Origin of the sequence: Microbacterium sp. Leaf161 (genome assembly GCF_001423645.1) — a bacterium.
In the GTDB taxonomy this organism is placed as follows: domain Bacteria; phylum Actinomycetota; class Actinomycetes; order Actinomycetales; family Microbacteriaceae; genus Microbacterium; species Microbacterium forte.
The window spans coordinates 1316180-1332948 of the sequence record NZ_LMOW01000001.1 but is presented as its reverse complement, the minus strand read 5'-3'; the positions used below and the strand labels follow the sequence as shown (position 1 = coordinate 1332948).

At 67.9% G+C, this 16769-nt stretch carries 14 protein-coding genes; 6 read left to right on the top strand and 8 right to left on the bottom strand.

The features are described from left to right. Window positions 1–194 precede the first annotated feature (194 nt). Entirely contained in the window at window positions 195–644 is a 450-nt protein-coding gene (locus ASF87_RS06575) for a MarR family winged helix-turn-helix transcriptional regulator (protein WP_056375074.1), read from the top strand. Between the two features lie 17 nt (window positions 645–661). On the opposite strand, the gene ASF87_RS06570 is transcribed toward ASF87_RS06575, so the two are convergent. Genes ASF87_RS06570 through ASF87_RS06555 form a run of 4 tightly spaced genes read right to left on the bottom strand, consistent with a single transcriptional unit; the run spans window position 662 to window position 4779 of the window. Next, window positions 662–1654 (bottom strand): glycoside hydrolase family 43 protein, encoded by a 993-nt coding sequence (locus tag ASF87_RS06570; RefSeq protein ID WP_056375072.1) that lies wholly within the window; start codon window positions 1652–1654, stop codon window positions 662–664. Beyond that, the gene (locus ASF87_RS06565; protein ID WP_056375070.1) at window positions 1651–2505 is read right to left on the bottom strand and encodes a carbohydrate ABC transporter permease; all 855 of its coding nucleotides are present in this window, start codon (window positions 2503–2505) and stop codon (window positions 1651–1653) included. The genes ASF87_RS06570 and ASF87_RS06565 overlap by 4 nt, the downstream gene beginning before the upstream one ends. Continuing rightward, window positions 2502–3476 carry a carbohydrate ABC transporter permease gene (locus tag ASF87_RS06560; protein ID WP_056375068.1) on the bottom strand — a complete coding sequence of 325 codons (975 nt, stop codon included), beginning with the start codon at window positions 3474–3476 and terminating at the stop codon, window positions 2502–2504. Before ASF87_RS06560 ends, ASF87_RS06565 begins: the two co-directional genes overlap by 4 nt. Beyond that, window positions 3469–4779 (bottom strand): ABC transporter substrate-binding protein, encoded by a 1311-nt coding sequence (locus ASF87_RS06555; RefSeq protein WP_042540959.1) that lies wholly within the window; start codon window positions 4777–4779, stop codon window positions 3469–3471. Before ASF87_RS06555 ends, ASF87_RS06560 begins: the two co-directional genes overlap by 8 nt. Before the next feature lie 141 nt (window positions 4780–4920). Between ASF87_RS06555 and ASF87_RS06550 the strand changes: the two genes are divergently transcribed. The 3 genes from ASF87_RS06550 to ASF87_RS06540 all read left to right on the top strand — a co-directional run bounded on the left by ASF87_RS06550 (window position 4921) and on the right by ASF87_RS06540 (window position 8795). Beyond that, window positions 4921–5931 carry a LacI family DNA-binding transcriptional regulator gene (locus ASF87_RS06550; protein WP_056375066.1) on the top strand — a complete coding sequence of 337 codons (1011 nt, stop codon included), beginning with the start codon at window positions 4921–4923 and terminating at the stop codon, window positions 5929–5931. A gap of 75 nt (window positions 5932–6006) precedes the next feature. Then, on the top strand, window positions 6007–7845 hold the full coding sequence (locus ASF87_RS06545) for a glycoside hydrolase family 2 protein (RefSeq protein WP_056376376.1): 1839 nt from the start codon (window positions 6007–6009) through the stop codon (window positions 7843–7845). Then, complete coding sequence (locus ASF87_RS06540; protein ID WP_235558887.1) at window positions 7836–8795, top strand: glycoside hydrolase family 43 protein; 960 nt, start codon at window positions 7836–7838, stop codon at window positions 8793–8795. Before ASF87_RS06545 ends, ASF87_RS06540 begins: the two co-directional genes overlap by 10 nt. 47 nt (window positions 8796–8842) lie before the next feature. Here the strand turns inward: ASF87_RS06540 and ASF87_RS06535 are convergent, their stop codons facing one another. Together ASF87_RS06535 and fdhD are read right to left on the bottom strand one after the other, a co-directional pair. Then, entirely contained in the window at window positions 8843–11197 is a 2355-nt protein-coding gene (locus ASF87_RS06535; RefSeq protein ID WP_200933699.1) for an FdhF/YdeP family oxidoreductase, read from the bottom strand. After that, on the bottom strand, window positions 11187–12071 hold the full coding sequence (gene fdhD, locus ASF87_RS06530; RefSeq protein ID WP_056375064.1) for a formate dehydrogenase accessory sulfurtransferase FdhD: 885 nt from the start codon (window positions 12069–12071) through the stop codon (window positions 11187–11189). Before fdhD ends, ASF87_RS06535 begins: the two co-directional genes overlap by 11 nt. A gap of 77 nt (window positions 12072–12148) precedes the next feature. On the opposite strand from fdhD, the gene ASF87_RS06525 reads away from it, so the two are divergent. Both ASF87_RS06525 and ASF87_RS06520 read left to right on the top strand, forming a co-directional pair. Then, a complete protein-coding gene (locus tag ASF87_RS06525; RefSeq protein ID WP_056375062.1) occupies window positions 12149–13978 on the top strand; it encodes a substrate-binding and vWA domain-containing protein in 1830 nt (609 codons plus the stop codon). A 9-nt stretch (window positions 13979–13987) separates the two neighbouring features. Next, on the top strand, window positions 13988–14989 hold the full coding sequence (locus tag ASF87_RS06520) for a hypothetical protein (protein ID WP_056375059.1): 1002 nt from the start codon (window positions 13988–13990) through the stop codon (window positions 14987–14989). 7 nt (window positions 14990–14996) lie between these two features. On the opposite strand, the gene ASF87_RS06515 is transcribed toward ASF87_RS06520, so the two are convergent. Next, window positions 14997–15692 (bottom strand): ABC transporter ATP-binding protein, encoded by a 696-nt coding sequence (locus ASF87_RS06515; protein ID WP_056375057.1) that lies wholly within the window; start codon window positions 15690–15692, stop codon window positions 14997–14999. Continuing rightward, a complete protein-coding gene (locus tag ASF87_RS06510; protein WP_056375055.1) occupies window positions 15689–16759 on the bottom strand; it encodes an FtsX-like permease family protein in 1071 nt (356 codons plus the stop codon). Before ASF87_RS06510 ends, ASF87_RS06515 begins: the two co-directional genes overlap by 4 nt. Window positions 16760–16769 lie beyond the last annotated feature (10 nt).

The window sequence follows — 16769 nt, the reverse complement described above, 5'->3', positions numbered from 1 at the left end:
CCGCCGGCGTAGTGCATGATGCGGCTCTGCAGCGCGGGCACCGTGCCGAGTCCGAACGCGCCCGATGAGTCCGAGTGGCATGGGTGTGCTCCGTGGTCCTCTGCTAAAGTAGTTGCAGACGCGGGATATTGCGTCCGACGGATAATCATTGCACACGCAACTATCCAGCGCAAGCAACTACTTCGGAGGTCACTGTGGGCATCTCAGACGACGCTATCGAGATCCGCGCGCGCGGCTGGCGCACGCTCGCCGCACTGCACGGCATCATCGAGGCCGATCTCGAGAAGGCGCTCGGCGCCTCGGTCGGCCTCTCGGTCGTCGAGTACACAGTGCTCGACGCCCTCAGCAGGCAAAACGGCTGGCACATGCGGATGCAGCAGCTCGCCCGAGCGACAGCGCTGAGCCCGAGCGCGACGACCAGACTCGTGACCCGCCTCGAAGACCGTGGGCTGCTCACCCGCATCCTGTGCGCCGATGACCGCCGGGGCATCTACACCGAGCTCACCGCCGCCGGCCAGGCGCTCTACGAACAGGCGCATCCGATCCACGACGAGACGCTCGAACGCGCTCTCGGGGACGCGGTCACACAGCCGGAGCTCGCGCCCGTCGTGCATGCTCTGCAGGCAGTGACCGTCGACGCCTGAGCGCCCGCTCGCCGTCGTCAGTCGGTGGTCGAGAGCCGAACGGAGCGCATGTCACCCTCCCAGTCGAGCGGCAGGGCGGCGATACCCCGGTAGATGAAGAGGTCGTCCCATCCGTGGAAGACGAGCACATCGCCGTCGGGTGTGGAGACGACGTCCTGACCCCCCGGACCGATGTAGCGGTCGTCGGCGGACGAGGTGGAGAGGACGGGGTCCGGCAGCTTCTCGTAGGGTCCGAGCAGCGACGGGGACGTCGCCGCGCCGATCGCGTAGTCCTCGGAGCCGTAGTCGTTCGCCGAGTAGAGCAGGACGTAGGTGCCGTCGCGCTCGACCAGCACCGGCGCCTCCACCAGATGCCCTTCCCAGGCCTCGGTCTGCATGACCAATCGGGTCGCCGGTCCCGCCAGCTGGGTGCCGTCGGCGGAGACGGGCGCGATCTGGATCCACGTGTCGAGCTCGCAGCAGTTGCCGTCGTTCTTCCACAGGAGGAACCGCGACCCGTCGTCGTCGACGAAGGCGGCGGGGTCGATCGCGCCGCCCTCTTCGAGCGGGCAGATCATCGGCTCCGCGCCGACAGCGACATAGGGACCCGTGAGCGAGTCGGAGGTGGCGGATCCGATGCACTGCCTCCCGGAGTCGGCGTGCTCGGCCGAGAAGTACATCACGTAGCTCCCGTCGGCTCGCTCCGAGACGTCCGGCGCCCAGGTCCGCCCCGCGCTGGCCCACGCCGGAAGGACCGGCAGCGCGTCATCGGTCGAGACGTCCCATGTGACCAGGTCGGTCGAGGTCGCGAACTGCACGTTCGCGCCCTGATTCTCGGTGGCGAAGGCGACGTACCCGTCGTCGCCGTGGACGACGTCGGGATCGGCGAAGTCCTGATCGATGAGGAACGGCGCCCGCTCCACGGTCGCCTCGGGTTCGGCCTCGCCGGAGCATCCCACGACACCGACGCCCAGAGCGAGGATGATGCTCGCGGCGACCGTGGACGCGAACTTCTTCGCGACCTGGGTCACCCCTTGACCGCCGATCCGGCGACGGATTCGACGATCTGCCGCTGCGCGAACGCGAAGAGGATCAGGACGGGGACGGATGCGATCACCGCTCCTGCCATGACGATCGCGAAGTGCGTCGAGTATGCGCCCTGCAACTGGCTGAGTCCCGGCTGCAACGTGAGGTTCTCGGGGCTCAGCAGCACGTACACCGGCCAGAGGAAGTCGTTCCAGTTGCCGAGGAACGACAGCACCGCCAGAGTCGCCAGCGCGGGTCGAGCGAGCGGAAGCACCACCTGCACGAAGATCCGGATGTCGCCGGCACCGTCGATGCGGGCGGCCTCCTCGATCTCGGGCGGCAGCCCGACGAAGAACTGTCGCAGGAAGAAGATGCCGAAGGCACCGGCGGCGCCGGGCACCGTGATGGCCCAGATCGTGTCGAGCCAGCCGAGGTTCTGCACGATCAGGTAGTTCGGGATGAGGAAGACCACCGGAGGAACGAGAAGCGTCGCGATGATGACGCCGAAGATGATCCTCTTGCCTGCGAACTCGAGCCGAGCCAGTGCATACGCCCCCATCGACGCCGTCACGAGGATGAGGACGGTCTGCAGGGTCGCGGCGGCGAAGCTGTTCCAGAGCCAGAGGAAGATCGGCTGCTCTCCCGAGCCGAGCAGGCTCTGGTAGGCCTCGATCGAGAACGGGTCCGGCAGCGAGAACGGCGATCTGATCGCATCGGCATCGGTCTTGAACGACGTGATCAGCATCCACAGAAGCGGGAGGACGATCATGAGGGCAAGTGCGACGAGCGCGGCATAGAGGGCGACGCGCCCCCACGTGCGGCGGGCGGACGGGCGACGGGTCAGTGCTGTGGTCATGATGCCTTCTCGACTCGTTCGCGCTGCAGCCGGAAATTGATCACGCTGACGATCGCGAGCGCGAGGAACAGGATGTAGCTCATGGCGGCAGCCGGTGCCATGTTGTTCTGCGAGAGACCCTGGTCGGCGATGTACATGATCACCGTCCGCGTCTCGGTGCCCGGGCCGCCCTTCGTGAGGAGGTAGGACTGGCCGAACATGTTCGCCGACGCGAGGATCGTGGTCGTGGTGATGAAGGTCATCACCGGACGAAGTCCTGGAAGGGTGACGCTCGAGAACTTCCGCATCGCTCCGGCGCCGTCGAGCGCGGCCGCTTCATAGAGGTCGCCGTTGATGCCCTTGAGGCCGGCGAGGAAGATGATCGTGTTGAGTCCCATGGTCCACCAGACGGTGACGCCGACGATGGAGACCCAGACCCAGGGGACGTCGACCGTCCACGGGATGTCCGAGGGGAGCCCGATCACGCCGAGCAGGTGGTTGAGGATGCCGGACTGCGTGTCGAAGATGTAGCCCCAGATCACGCCGATGACCGCGACGCCCAGCACATAGGGCGCGAAGAAGATCGTGCGGAACGTCGTGGCCGCGCGGATGCGCTGGTTCAGCAGGATCGCCACGAGAAGCGGGATGACGACGAGGAACGGCACGCTGATCACGATGAAGATCCCGGTGACGCTCATCGACTTCCAGAAGTCGCTGGAGAGCACGTTGCCCGGCGTGAACAGATCGATGTAGTTCTGGAATCCGACGAACTCCTGCACATCGCGGAACGGACTCCAGTTGGTGAGGCTCATCCAGATGCCGAAGATCCCTGGGCCGGCGACGAAAGTCAGGAAGAGCACGAGGAACGGAGCGAGGAACAGATACGCGGTGAGCGTCTTGCGCCGGGAGGATGCGGAGCCCGCAGGTCTGCGCGGGTGTCGCCCCCCAGCGCTGCTGCGCTGGGGGGCGACGAGGGTGGCTGTCTCAGTCACCGTACTTGGCCCGGTTCTGCTCGAGGATCTGATCGGCCTTGGCCGCAGCGTCGTCGAGCGCGGTCTTCGGATCCTTCTTGCCGGTGAGTGCCTCGTTCAGCGCGAGGGTGATCTGCGCGTTGACCTCGGAGATCCCCGGCGAGACCGTCTCGTAGTGGGCGTACTCCAGCTGCTCCATGAAGGGGGCGAGGTTGGGGTAGGTCGAGAGCAGCTCGGGGTCTTCGCGCACCGAGTTCGCGGCAGGCAGCTCGCCGGTCTCGGCCCATCCGAGGGAGTTGTCGTTCATCCACTTCACGAAGACCGATGCGGCGGCAGTCTCGTTCGCGTCCTGGCCCTTGTTGGCGGGGAAGACCCAGTGGGTCGAGCTCGACCAGACGGCCTTCTCGTCGCCGATCTGCGGCACGGGTGCCGGTGCCCAGTCGAGATCGTCGAAGGCGGTGTTCGTCGTCTGCCAGACGCCGTTCCAGTTGAATGCGGTGTCGCCGGCGATGAGCGCCTTGATGTTGCCGTCCTGTGCGACGTTCGCGGGGCTGTACCCCTTGTCGACCATGTCGGTCATCCAGGTGAGGGCCTTCACGCCCGCCTCCGAGTTGAATGTGGCCTCGGTGACGTCGTCGTTGTAGAGGTCTCCGCCGAACTGCCAGATCAGACTCTGGAACTCGAACGTGCCGGTGAAGACGTAGCCGTCGACCCACTCGCCCTGGACTCCCGCACCCTTCAGCGCGTCGAGTGCGGCCAGATACGACGCCTCGTCGGTGGGGATCTCGCTGATGCCGGCCTTCGCGAGCACCGACTTGTTGGTGAACAGGCCCAGCGGCGTCACGCTCCACGGCACCGCGTACTGGGTGTCCTGGTAGTTGCCCTTGTCGAAGACGGTGGGCGGGAAGTCCTCCGCCGCATATCCGAGCCCGTCGATGATCTCGCCGGAGTCGAGCAGCAGGTTCTGCGCCGCATACGTGGCCAGGTCGTCTCCGTGCAGCACGGCGACGTCCGGCCCCTTGCCCGCCTTGATGGCGAGCGGCATCTTCGCCGTGATGTCCGCCCACTCCTGCGGGACGGCCTTCACCGTGATGTTGTCGTGCTCCGCGTTGAACTCCTTGATGAGCTCGGGGACGATCTTGGGGGCTGCTCCACCCGTCCAGCCGTGCCAGAAGGTGATCTCGACATCGGGGCCGGTGTACTCCCCGTCGCCGGAGACGCCGCCCCCACCGGTGCCGGCCGACGCCGCGCACCCTGATGCCGTGATGCCGATGGCGAGTGCGATGCCTGCACCTATCGCTCGGCGAGCCCATGGACTGTTCATGTGATTGCTCTCCTTTGAGTGACTCCGGCGCACCGGAGCGGGATGACCGGATACCCCAGCCGTGTTCGCAATTTACAGCGCTGGAATTTTGTTGTCAAGGTAGTATCGCGGGTGACGACGTAGCGACCAATTGGAGACCGCATGGGTGTGCGCTTGCAGGATGTCGCGGAGCTCGCCGGCGTCTCGATGAAGACCGTGTCGAATGTGGTGCGCGGATACGAGCACGTGAGCGCATCGACGCGCGAACGCGTGCAGCGCGCGATCGACGAGCTGGACTACCGGCCCAACCTCATGGGCAGACGCCTCGCGACCGGCCGGACGGGTCTTCTCGCCCTCGCCTTCGCGAACGTCGCCCTTCCGTACTTCGCCGAGCTCTCCCGCGCCGTCTCGGCGGCGGCCGGCGAGGCGGGCTACCGGGTGCTGCTCGAGGAGACCGACGGAACGTTGGAGGGCGAGCGCGCCGTGCTCACCAGCTCCGAGTCCGGGATGGTCGACGGCATCCTGTTCCAGCCGTCCGCGATGTCGTCGGCCGAGATCTCGCGCCACCGCAGCGACCTGCCGATGGTGATCCTCGGAGAAGGGGCAGCACCCCTCCCCGTGGATCGCGTCATGATCGACAACTTCGACGCCGCTCGCACCGCCACGGCGCACCTGGTGTCGCTGGGGAGACGGCGGATCGGCTTCGCCGGCCACGAGACGCAGGAGATGTCGTCGACCTCCCTGCAGCGCATCGCTGGCTATCAGCAGGCCCTGGAGGATGCGGGCCTTCGGCCCGACCCCCTCCTCCTCTTCCCCAGCCGCGAGATCTCGCCGTCCGGAGCGGTCGAGGGCGTCGGGGGCGCGCTCGACGCCGGAGCGGACTTCGACGGGCTCGTCTGCCGCGACGACCTCGCCGCGATCGGCGCCCTGCGCGCGCTGCACGAGCGCGGCCGCCGCATTCCCGACGACGTCGCCGTCACCGGCTGGGACGACATCGAGCTGAGCCGGGTGACCTTCCCGAGCCTCACCACCATCGCTCCCGATCTGCACGAGCTCGCCCGCCGCGCCGTCGAGATGCTCATCGAGCGGATCTCCGGGTTCTCCGAGGCCGGACGCCACGAGCTGGTCGGCTACCGGCTGGCCGTCCGCGAGAGCGCGCCGTCCCCTCGGTGATCGGGATGCGTGTCGCACGCGGACTCGGATTCCGCGTGGTTTACAGCGCTGCATAAATCATGCATGCTGGACTGCATGCTGAGAATCGATCCGCCACTCCCGCCCATCGCGAGCCAGGGGGACGGAACCTACCCGCGCCCTCAGCTGGTCCGGAGCGAGTGGAGCGACCTGACCGGCCGCTGGGGCTTCGCCGTCGACGACGACGACCGCGGCATTCGAGAGCAGTGGTTCGCCAATCCCTCCTTCGACGCGTCGATCGTGGTGCCCTTCCCGCCCGAGTCGTCGGCGTCGGGAATCGGTGACCCCCGTCCGCACACGGCGCTGTGGTACCACCGCGCCCTCACGCACGACGAGGTGCTGGCCGCCGGCCATCGTGACGGGCGCCGACTGATCCTCCGCTTCGGGGCAGTCGACTACCGCGCCATCGTCTGGGTCGACGGGCAGCGAGTCGGCTCACACGAGGGCGGGCACACGCCGTTCGCAGTCGACATCACCGACGCTCTCGAGCGAGACGGCGGGGGCCATGTCGTGGTGCGGGTCGAGGACCGGGCGACGGATGTCGCCCAGCCCCGCGGCAAGCAGGACTGGCGTGACGAGCCCCATGCGATCTGGTACCACCGGACGAGCGGAATCTGGCAGCCCGTCTGGCTCGAATCCGTACCCGCCGGCCCGGCGATCGAGTGGATCCACTGGCGCGCGGATCTGCCGTCAGGACGCGTGCACGCGCGCATCGGTCTGACCACCACGCCGGCATCCGAGTGCGTGGTCGACGTCGAACTGCGTCATGGTGACACCCTGCTGGCACGCGCCTCGACTCTCGCTCGCGAATCCGAGATCGAGATCGACATCCCGATTCCGAGCCAGGCGAACGGACAAGCGTACGAAGAGCTGGTGTGGTCGCCGGAGAACCCGCGGCTCATCGACGCCGTCATCCGGACATCGGATGACGGGGAACCCCTGGACACCGTGTCGTCGTACCTCGGGCTTCGTTCGACGAGCGTCGATCGGCGCTGCTTCCTGCTCAACGACAAGCCGCGGTTCGTCCGTTCCGTCCTCAGCCAGGGATATTGGCCGGGCACCCATCTCGCCGCCCCGTCGGCGCACGCCCTGCGCCAAGAGGTCGAGCTCATCAAGGAACTCGGGTTCAACGCCGCCCGGGTGCACCAGAAGTTCGAGGATCCGCGTTTCCTCTTCTGGGCCGACCGGCTCGGGCTCATGATCTGGGCAGAGGCGCCCGCCGTCTTCTCCTTCACACCGACGGCCGTCGAGCGCACGGTGCGCGAGTGGCTGGAGGTCGTCCACCGCGACGTCTCGCATCCCTCCATCGTCACCTGGGTGCCGCTGAACGAGAGCTGGGGCGTGCAGCACATCGCGCACGACAGCCGCATGCTGCACCACGCTCTGGCGCTCGTGCACCTGACGAAAGCCCTCGACCCGACTCGCCCTGTCGTATCGAACGACGGGTGGGAGCAGGCCGACACCGACATCGTGGCCATCCACGACTACGAGGGCGACGGCGAGGTGATGGGCGCCCGATACAAGGACCGCGCCGCTGTCGACGAGTTGATCACCGGCGTCGGGCCCGCGGGCAGACGACTCGTGCTCGCTGGCGACGTCGACGACGCGCCGGTGATGCTCACGGAGTTCGGCGGCATCTCGTTCGACGTGCACCGCACCGACCATGCCTGGGGCTACACGAGCGCCAGCTCCGACAGCGACTTCCGTGACCGACTGAGCTCGCTGATGGCCGGCATCCACGACAGCACCGCCCTCGCCGGGTACTGCTACACGCAGCTCACCGACACCCTGCAGGAGACCAACGGCCTCGTCGGCGCCGACCGGGTCCCCAAGCTCCCCGTGGACGAGCTGCGCGCGATCATGGTCGGTCCGAGAGGATCCCAGCCGTGGGAGTGAGCGTCCCGGAGCGGGGCGACGGTGCCGGGCATGGCCCCGTGCATCCCGGCTACTTCGCCGACCCCTTCGTGCTGCGTCTGCCCGACGACACCTACGCGGCGTACGGGACGAACCCGACGGCGACGTCGACCGAGGGGGTCTTCGAGGTCCTGCTCTCGCGCGATCTCGAGACGTGGCGCAGTGCCGGTCTGGCACTGATGCGGCTCGACTCCGAGATGGGAGACGAGTACTGGGCGCCAGAGGTCTGCTTCCGCGACGGCTCGTGGTGGATGTACTACTCCGTCGGGCACGGCATCAGCGGTCATCACCTGCGCGTCGCCCGCGCGGCCGAGCCGACGGGTCCATTCCACGATCTGGGCGTCGATCTCACCCCTCACGAGACCTTCGCGATCGATCCGCACCCGTTCCAAGACGCGGACGGGGAGTGGTACCTGTACTTCGCGCGTGACGTGCTCGATGCGGAGCGACCCGGCACGCATCTCGCTGTCGCCCGCCTGCCCGCGCCGGCGCAGCTCGCCGACACGCAGGCCGTGCTCGAGCCCTACGCCGATTGGCAGATCTACGAAAGAGAACGCCCGATGTACGGCGGGACGTTCGACTGGCACACGCTCGAAGGACCCGCGGTGGTGCACAGGCAGGGCGGGTACTGGATGACGTTCTCCGGCGGCGCATGGACGGGCCCCGGCTACGCGGTGTCCTGGGCGTCTTCAGCGAGTCCGCTCGGCCCGTGGGTCGCCGCACCGCCGACGGCGCCTCCCCTTCTCTCGTCGGGTGCCTCGCTGATCGGCCCCGGCCACAACTCGCTCGTCGTCGGGCCCGATGGTGGCGACCGCATCGCGTTCCACGCATGGAATGCCGATCACTCCGAGCGACAGATGCACGTCGCGTCGATCGACTTCAGGTCCGAGGAGCCGGCGCTGCTCGCGACCACCCCCGACAGCGGCGCCTGACCCACGGCGGGATTCACCGGACCGGGATCAGCCCGCGGCGAGCGCGGTCACGAACCGGTGCGCGAGACCGTCACCTGGATGCTCTTCATCAGCGGCTGGTCGCTCTGCACGCTGAAGTCCTTGCGTCCGATCAGCACGTTCATCTCGGGCATGTAGCCGGCGGCGCTGCCGCGTGGCAGGTCGTAGGGCACGGCACGGAACGCGGTCAGCATCCGCGTCGATCCGTCTTTCGAGGTCGACACGATGTCGACGAGGTCGCCCTCGACGAGACCGCGGTCGCGCATGTCGTCCTCATGCAGGAACACGAGCTCTCGCAGGTTCTTCACGCCCCGGTAGCGGTCGTCGTTCGAGTAGATCGTGGTGTTCCACTGATCATGCGAGCGCATGGTCTGCAGCACCAGGGTCTCGGACGACTCGGGGATGACGTTCGGCAGCGGAGCGTGCGAGAACTCGGCACGACCCGACGGGGTCTCGAACACCCGCTCCCGCGCCGGCTGGGGGATCCGGAATCCGTGCCTGTCGCGGATCAGCTCGTTGAACCCCTCGAACCCGGGCAGCACCTTCGCCATCACGTCGCGGATGTTGTCGTAGTCGCCGACATACCAATCCCAGGGCGTGGCCGTGTGGGGCAGCGTCGCCTTGGCCATCCCGGCGATGATCGCCGGCTCCGACCTCAGATACGCGGATGCCGGCTGCTTGCGCCCCATCGAGAGATGCACCATGCTCATCGCGTCCTCGACCGTGACGCCCTGCGGGCCCTGAGCCTGCCGGTCGCGCTCGGTGCGACCGAGGCAGGGCAGGATCAGCGCCTTCTCGCCATGCACGAGGTGACTGCGGTTGAGCTTGGTGCTCACCTGCACCGTCAGGCGGCACTTCTCGAGCCCCTGCGCCGTGAACGGGGTGTCGGGAGCCGCGAGCACGAAGTTGCCGCCCATGCCGACGAACACCTTCACGCGTCCGTCATGCATCGCCTCGATCGTCCGCACGGTGTCGAGTCCCGGATGCCGCGGCGGATCGATGCGGCAGGCGTCGGCGAGACCGTCGAGCCAGGCGTCCGTGGGGTGGTGGTCGATTCCGCAGGTGCGGTTGCCCTGCACGTTGCTGTGCCCGCGGATGGGTGAGGGGCCGGCGCCCTTGCGCCCGATGTTGCCGCGCAGAAGCAGCAGGTTGACGATCTCGCGCACGGTGTCGACGCCGTGCTCGTGCTGGCTCACGCCGAGGCACCAGCTGATGATCGTGCGGTCGGAAGCCAGGTATACCGCGCCAGCCTCTCGGATCTGCTCTTCACTGAGTCCCGACTGCGCGACCAGGTCGTCCCATGAGGTGGCGTCGACCAGCTCGCGGTAGGCGTCGACGCCATTCGTGAGGGTGCTGAGGAACCCGGTGTCGAGAACAGACGGGTCGGTGGCAGCGGCCTCGAAGACGACCTTCGACATGCCCCTGATGAGAGCGAGGTCGCCTCCTGGGCGCACCTGCAGGTTCATGGTGCTCGTGCCCGTGGCCTTGAACCGCGCCATGTCGACGAAGTCGTGCGGCACGATGGTGCGGGTGGCGGCAGCCTCGACGAGCGGGTTGACGTGCACGACCTGGGCGCCGCGCTTCACGGCATCCGCCAGCGCGGTGAGCATGCGCGGGGCGTTGGAGGCCGCGTTCACGCCGAGCACGAAGAGCGCGTCGCAATCGTCCCAGTCGTGTAGGTCGACCGTGCCCTTGCCTGTGGCGATCGAGGCTTTGAGCGCGCGACCGGAAGCCTCGTGGCACATGTTCGAGCAGTCGGGCAGGTTGTTCGTGCCGTACTCGCGCACCATCAGCTGGTAGAGGAACGTGGCCTCGTTGCTGAGCCGCCCTGAGGTGTAGAACGACGCCTCGTCGGGGCTGTCGAGCGCCTGCAGCTCGTCGCCGACGAGCGCGAACGCGTCGTCCCACGAGATCGGCACGTAGTGATCGGTGGCCGCGTCGTAGACCATCGGCTCGGTCAGGCGCCCCTGGTCTTCGAGATCGAAGTCGGGCCAGGTCGCGAGCTCCGTGACGGTGTGCTCGGCGAAGAACCGACGATCGACCCGCTTGCGCGTCATCTCCCACGTGACGTGCTTGATGCCGTTCTCGCAGATGTCGAGCTTCAGATTGCCGGGGTCGTCGGGCCACGCGCATCCGGGGCAGTCGTAGCCCGAGACCGGGTGGTTCATCTGCAGCATCGCGAGGGGACCGGCGATCGGCTCGCTCTCCCTCAGCACGACTCGACCCACTGACACCGCCGCGCCCCAGCCGGCGGCGGGGTGACCGTACGGCTTGCGCGACCAGGGCCGATCCGTGCGCGGGCCGTACCCGCCCTGACGCGGCTCGTCGGGCATCAGCCCGAAGGCTGTCCCGGCGGTTCCGGCTGTTCCCCGGTCATCGAGCATGCTGTGCCCCTTCTTCGGCGTAAGCAGACGACGCGTGGCCGTCGACGCGCACCCGATGCGCGTGCGAGTAGATGTTCATCGATCGTCCGCGGACGAATCCGGCGAGCGTCACCCCTGACTCCTCGGCGAGCTCCGCTGCCAGAGACGAGGGCGCCGAGACGGCACTGAGCACAGGGATTCCGGCCATCGCGGCCTTCTGCACCAGCTCGAAGCTGGCGCGACCGGAGACCTGGAGGATCTGCCGGCGCAGTGGCAGCCGGTCGTTCAGCAGCGCCCAGCCGACGACCTTGTCGACCGCGTTGTGACGCCCGACGTCTTCGCGCAGCACGAGCAGTTCACCGGAGTCGGCGTCGAACAACGCCGCTGCGTGCAGACCGCCGGTCTTGTCGAAGGCGGCCTGCTCCGCCCGCAGTCGATCCGGGAACGCGGCGATCTGCTCGGCATCGACCTGCACGTCATCCTGGTCGACCGGGTGGCGAGACACCGTGCGCACCGCGTCGATGCTGGCCTTGCCGCAGACGCCGCACGAACTGGTGGTGTAGAAGCGTCGGGCAGCATCGGGGTCGGGAAGCGCGACGCCGCGAGCCAGGCTGATGTCGAGGACGTTGTACGTGTTCTCCTGGCCACCCGTGCCCGGGCCGCCGCAGTGGATCGCCGAGTAGAACTCGGCGCCTTCGGCGATGATCCCCTCGGACACGAGGAACCCGGCAGCCAGCTCGACGTCGTGCCCCGGAGTGCGCATCGTGACGGCGAGCGGCGAGCCCGCGACGCGGATCTCCAGCGGCTCCTCGACGGCCAGCGTGTCGGCGCGACGGCTCGCACCCTCGCCGAGGGTGAGCTTCAGAATCGGTCTCCGCGTCGTGATCCGCCCCACACCAGCGAGCGTACTCCGCGGTCACGGGATCGGATCGATACGTCATCGGGAGGCCGATACCTGGGTACCCTAAGCCCATGAGCGCGCCTCGCAACGCACGTCGGACACCCGCAGCCCTCGCCATGGCGGCGATCGTCGCCCTGGCGCTCACCGCGTGCACCGGCGGTGGAGGCGAACAGGGCACGACGAGCGACGGCGGCCAGGGATTCCCCGACGACGGCTGCACCCACATCGCGGTCGCCACCTCGTCTGAGAAGGTCAACATGCTCGACGAGCTGGCCGAGGCATTCAAGGATTCACCTGAGCACGAGGGGCTCGAGACGTGCGCCACGGTGCGCCCGACCAACGTGTCGTCCGGCAACGCGACGCGCTTCCTGACCTCCGGCGAAGACTGGCCGAGCGACGACACGTCGCTCTGGCCCACCCTGTGGTCTCCGGCATCCACCGTCTGGACCGATCGCGTGGCGGCCGCCGCATCACCCAGCCTCGTGGGCGAACCGAAGTCGTTCACGCGCACGCCCGTCGTGTTCGGCATGCCCGAGCCGATGGCCACGGCCCTCGGCTGGCCGAACACCCCCATCAGCATCACCGACCTCGAGACCCTGTGCCAGGACCCCGCGGGGTGGGGCAGCGTCGGCAAGGACATCTGGGGTGCCTTCAAGATCTCGAAGACCAACCCCAACACGTCGACCACCGGGCTCTCGACCATCCTGATGCAGTCGTACGAGGCGACCGGCAAGCTCGAGGGACTCACCTCGGCCGATGTCGAGGCCGCGGCGGACTTCTCCCGGGTGTTCGAGGAGTGCGTCATCCACTACGGCGACACCACCGGAAACGTGCTCTCGACGCTCTATGACGAGACGCAGAACGGCTCCAACGGCTCGGCCTACGTCTCTGCCGTGGCGCTGGAGGAGACCTCGCTGCTGAACTACAACCAGGGCAACCCCGACTCGCACACCGTGCAGCCGGGCGAGACCCTGACGCCGCCGAAGACCAAGCTCGTCGCCGTCTACCCCGAAGGCGGCTCCATGTGGTCGGACAACCCGATCACCGTGCTCGGGGCCGATTGGGTGACAGCCGAGCAGCGCACCGCCGGCGAGGCGTTCGCCGAGTTCGTGCAGACCACCGCGGCGCAGAAGATCCTGCCCGAGTACGGCTTCCGCCCGCTCGACGAATCGGTGCCGCTGGGCGACCTGTTCACCGCGAAGTACGGAGTCGACCCCGCACAGCCCGCCGTGACGCTGCCGAAGCCCGAGGTCGACGTGATCTCGACGGCGATCGACCAGTGGACGCAGGTGCGCAAGCCCTCGTCAGTGCTCGAGCTCATCGACATCTCCGGGTCCATGGACGACCCGATCGGCGACGGACGCTCGCGCCTCGACGGAGCGATCGAGGGTGCGCAGTCGACACTGAACCACTTCCGCTCCACGGATGAGATCGGCGTCTGGGCGTTCACCACCGGCATCTCGTCCGACGAGGGTGAGGGCATCCAGGTGCTCCGCGATGTCAGCGCCCTCGGCTCGGACGGCGAGAAGCTCGACTCATCGCTCGACGATCTGCGCTACGCGCAGCGCAACGGCACTCCGCTCTACGACTCGATCCTGCTCGCGTACGAGGCGATGAGCGAGCGGGCCGAACCCGGTCGCATCAACGCGATCGTGGTGCTCTCCGACGGCGAGGACACCGACTCGAGCACCTCGCTCGACTCGCTCATCGCCAAGATCGGCAAGAGCACGAAGGAGGGCGGCGACGATGCTCCGGTGCGTATATTCCCGATCGCGTATGGAGAGGGTGCTGACACCTCGGCACTGCAGCGGATCGCGGATGTGACGGGCGGTCAGCTCTTCGACGCCTCTGATGCCGAGCGCATCGACCTCGTCTTCGCGTCCGTGATCAACAACTTCTGAGGTCTCGCGATGCCGTCTCTCTCCTCGTCGAACAACCCGTGGCTCGAGGATGCCGTCGCAGGCATATCCGGTCAGAACGTCTACGTCGACCCCGACGTGTCGGGCGGACAGGCGCTGACCGACGCCCTTGCCGGGGTCGTTCCCGGTGACGGATCGATCGCGGTGGTCGTGCTGCCGGCAGAGGCCGACAAGACCACGCCCTACAGCAGCTACATCCTCGAGCGGCTGACTGCCGCGGGCGACCACGAGACCGTGATCCTCGCCGTCGGCGACGATCTGCAGGCGGCCTCAGCGGCGATTCCCAGCGATGACGCCCTGCGCATCGCGAACGAGAACGAGTCGTCGGGGGCGAACCTCCAAGACAAGCTCGTCGAGACGGTGCAGGAGATCTCAGCCGAGACCCCGACCTCATCGGGGTCTGACTCCGGTGTCGCCGGGCCGGTGATCCCGCTGGTGATCGGAGGCGTGGTTCTCGTGGCAGCCGCCGTGACCGCCGCCGGCCTGATCGCGCGACGTCGACGTCGCACCCCGGCCGTCTCGATCGACCCGGTGCCCGCCGGCATCCGTCTGCGAGTGAACCGCATGCGCGAACTCCGCGCCGACTACGCCGCCGTGCCGGGCAGCCCGGTGGCGGCCGAGACGGCGGCGGGGATCGACGCCCTCGCCTCGCACGTCGAGCAGCTGTTCATCCGTCTCGACGCCAAGGCCGGCGAGGATCAGAGCGTGCTGGCCGAAGCCGAGTACTCCGACAAGCTCGCCCGCCTGGTCGCGGCCCTCGACCGCGACTACCTGCTCGACCTGCTCACCCGGCCCGACCTGTGGGATGCCCCCGACGAGCGCATCGCCGAGGTGCGCGAAGCGCTGTCGTCGGTGACCACCCAGATCGTCGACAACATCAAACAGGTCAACGCCCGCAAGGGACTGCTGTTCCAGGTGTCGCTCGACTCGCTCATCGGTCGCAGCGAGCTGCGCGACTGGGAGCGTCAGTTCAAGCAGAGCTCCGGAGAGTAGTCGGCTCTCAGCGCGTCGGAACGGCGGCGTCGACCACACGGCCGTCGACGAGGTGCAGGACCCCGTGCATGCGCGGGAGGTGCACGAGGTCATGCGTGACGAGCAGCGTCGAGGTGTTCAACTCGTCGGTGAGCCGCAGGATGAGGTCGATGATCGCGGCCCCGCGTTCCTGATCGAGAGCACTGGTGGGCTCGTCGACCAGGAGCACGCTCGGATCGTTCATCAGCGCTCGCGCGATGTTGACGCGCTGACGCTGTCCGCCCGAGAGCTGGTGCGGCCTCTTATGACCGTGCTCGGCGAGGCCGACCGCGGCGAGCAGCTCATCCGCACGAGCTGCCGCCCTGGCGCGATTCCGCCGGCTGTGCGGGGCCCCGAGCTCGTTCATGACGCTCAGCTGCTCGCGGGCGGTCAACGACGGGATGAGGTTGGGCTGCTGGAAGACGATCCCGATCCGGTCCCGCCGCAGACGTGTCGCCTCAGCCGGATCGAGGGCCGTGACATCGCTGCCGTCGATGAGGATCTCGCCGGAGTCCGGACGCAGAAGGGTGCCGGCGACGGCGAGCAGACTCGACTTGCCCGAGCCACTCGGGCCCGTGATGCCGGTGACGGTTCCGGGGTGGGCGGTGAGGGAGACGCCGTCCACGGCGGTCACCCGGGAATCACCGTCGGGGAAGGTCAGGGTGATGTCGTTCAGGCGGATCATCGGTTGCTCCCGAGGGCGGTGAGGGGGTCGGCGGAGGTGACGGAGCGCAGGGCGAAGGCGGCGCCTGCGAGGCCGAGGGCGATCATGATGCCCCCAGGAAGAAGGGTCGTGATCGGGCTCAGCAGGAACGGGAGGGCGGTGCCGGCGAGCAACCCGAGCGCAGTGACCAATCCCAGACCGATGCCGATGCCCACCAGCAGGACGATCAACGCCTGGCCCAGTGCGTCGCGGATCAGGGACGGCGTGCTCGCGCCGAGCGCCTTGAGGACGGCGACGTCGCCCTTGCGCTGCATGGTCCACACGGTGAAGAAGGCCCCGATGACGAGTCCCGAGATGCCGAAGAGCATCGCCACCATGAGCAGGAGGGAACCGATCTCGGAGCGGAAGGCGCTCAGCGCCGTCAGCGATCCGAGGGTCGTCTCCGAGATCGTGTCGTTCGCGGCATCCGCGGCATCCCAATCAGGGGCGCCTGTGACGGCGAGCACCGTGGCGTAGGCATCGGGGTTTCCCGTGGATGCCGAGTAGGCCTGCCAGTCGTGCAGGCTCATCTGAACGACGGGCGTATGGCTGTACCACGCGTCTCCCTCGACCGTCTCGACGTCGTAGGAGACGCCGGCGATCTCGATCTGCGCTCCGACCTTCACGCCGAGCGCATCCGCAGCGGGCACCGACAGGCGCAGCTGCCCGTCCCCGGAGGGCGCACCGGCGTCGAAGCCGGGCTCGACACCGAACACCGCGATCGCAGCACGGGTGTCGTCGGTCTCGGCGCGGGTCTGACTGATGCCGAGGGGGCGCGCGTCGGTCACGCCGGACGTCGCCGCCCAGTCGTTCGCCTGCTGCTCGCTGATCGCAGAGTCCGCGAAGCTGGCCGCGCTCTCTCCGCCCGAGGGGGCCGAGAACACGATGCGGTCTGCGGGGAGCGCCAGCACGCCAGAGACGTTCTGGATGGCGAGGCCCCCGGTCAGTCCACTGAGGAACCCCACGAGAAGGGTGATGAGGGCGACGACGGAGCCGATGAGGATGAATCGCCCCTTGGCGAAGCGAAGATCGCGTAACGCGACGAACATGGTGTGGCCT

Bases quoted from the DNA above. Each gene is read 5' to 3' on its own strand.
- ASF87_RS06525 (WP_056375062.1), top strand. From the start codon at position 12,149: ATGAGCGCGCCTCGCAACGCACGTCGGACACCCGCAGCCCTCGCCATG.
- ASF87_RS06565 (WP_056375070.1), bottom strand. From the start codon at position 2,505: ATGACCACAGCACTGACCCGTCGCCCGTCCGCCCGCCGCACGTGGGGG.
- ASF87_RS06550 (WP_056375066.1), top strand. From the start codon at position 4,921: ATGGGTGTGCGCTTGCAGGATGTCGCGGAGCTCGCCGGCGTCTCGATG.
- ASF87_RS06535 (WP_200933699.1), bottom strand. From the start codon at position 11,197: ATGCTCGATGACCGGGGAACAGCCGGAACCGCCGGGACAGCCTTCGGG.
- ASF87_RS06520 (WP_056375059.1), top strand. From the start codon at position 13,988: ATGCCGTCTCTCTCCTCGTCGAACAACCCGTGGCTCGAGGATGCCGTC.
- ASF87_RS06510 (WP_056375055.1), bottom strand. From the start codon at position 16,759: ATGTTCGTCGCGTTACGCGATCTTCGCTTCGCCAAGGGGCGATTCATC.
- ASF87_RS06555 (WP_042540959.1), bottom strand. From the start codon at position 4,779: ATGAACAGTCCATGGGCTCGCCGAGCGATAGGTGCAGGCATCGCACTC.
- ASF87_RS06515 (WP_056375057.1), bottom strand. From the start codon at position 15,692: ATGATCCGCCTGAACGACATCACCCTGACCTTCCCCGACGGTGATTCC.
- ASF87_RS06545 (WP_056376376.1), top strand. From the start codon at position 6,007: ATGCTGAGAATCGATCCGCCACTCCCGCCCATCGCGAGCCAGGGGGAC.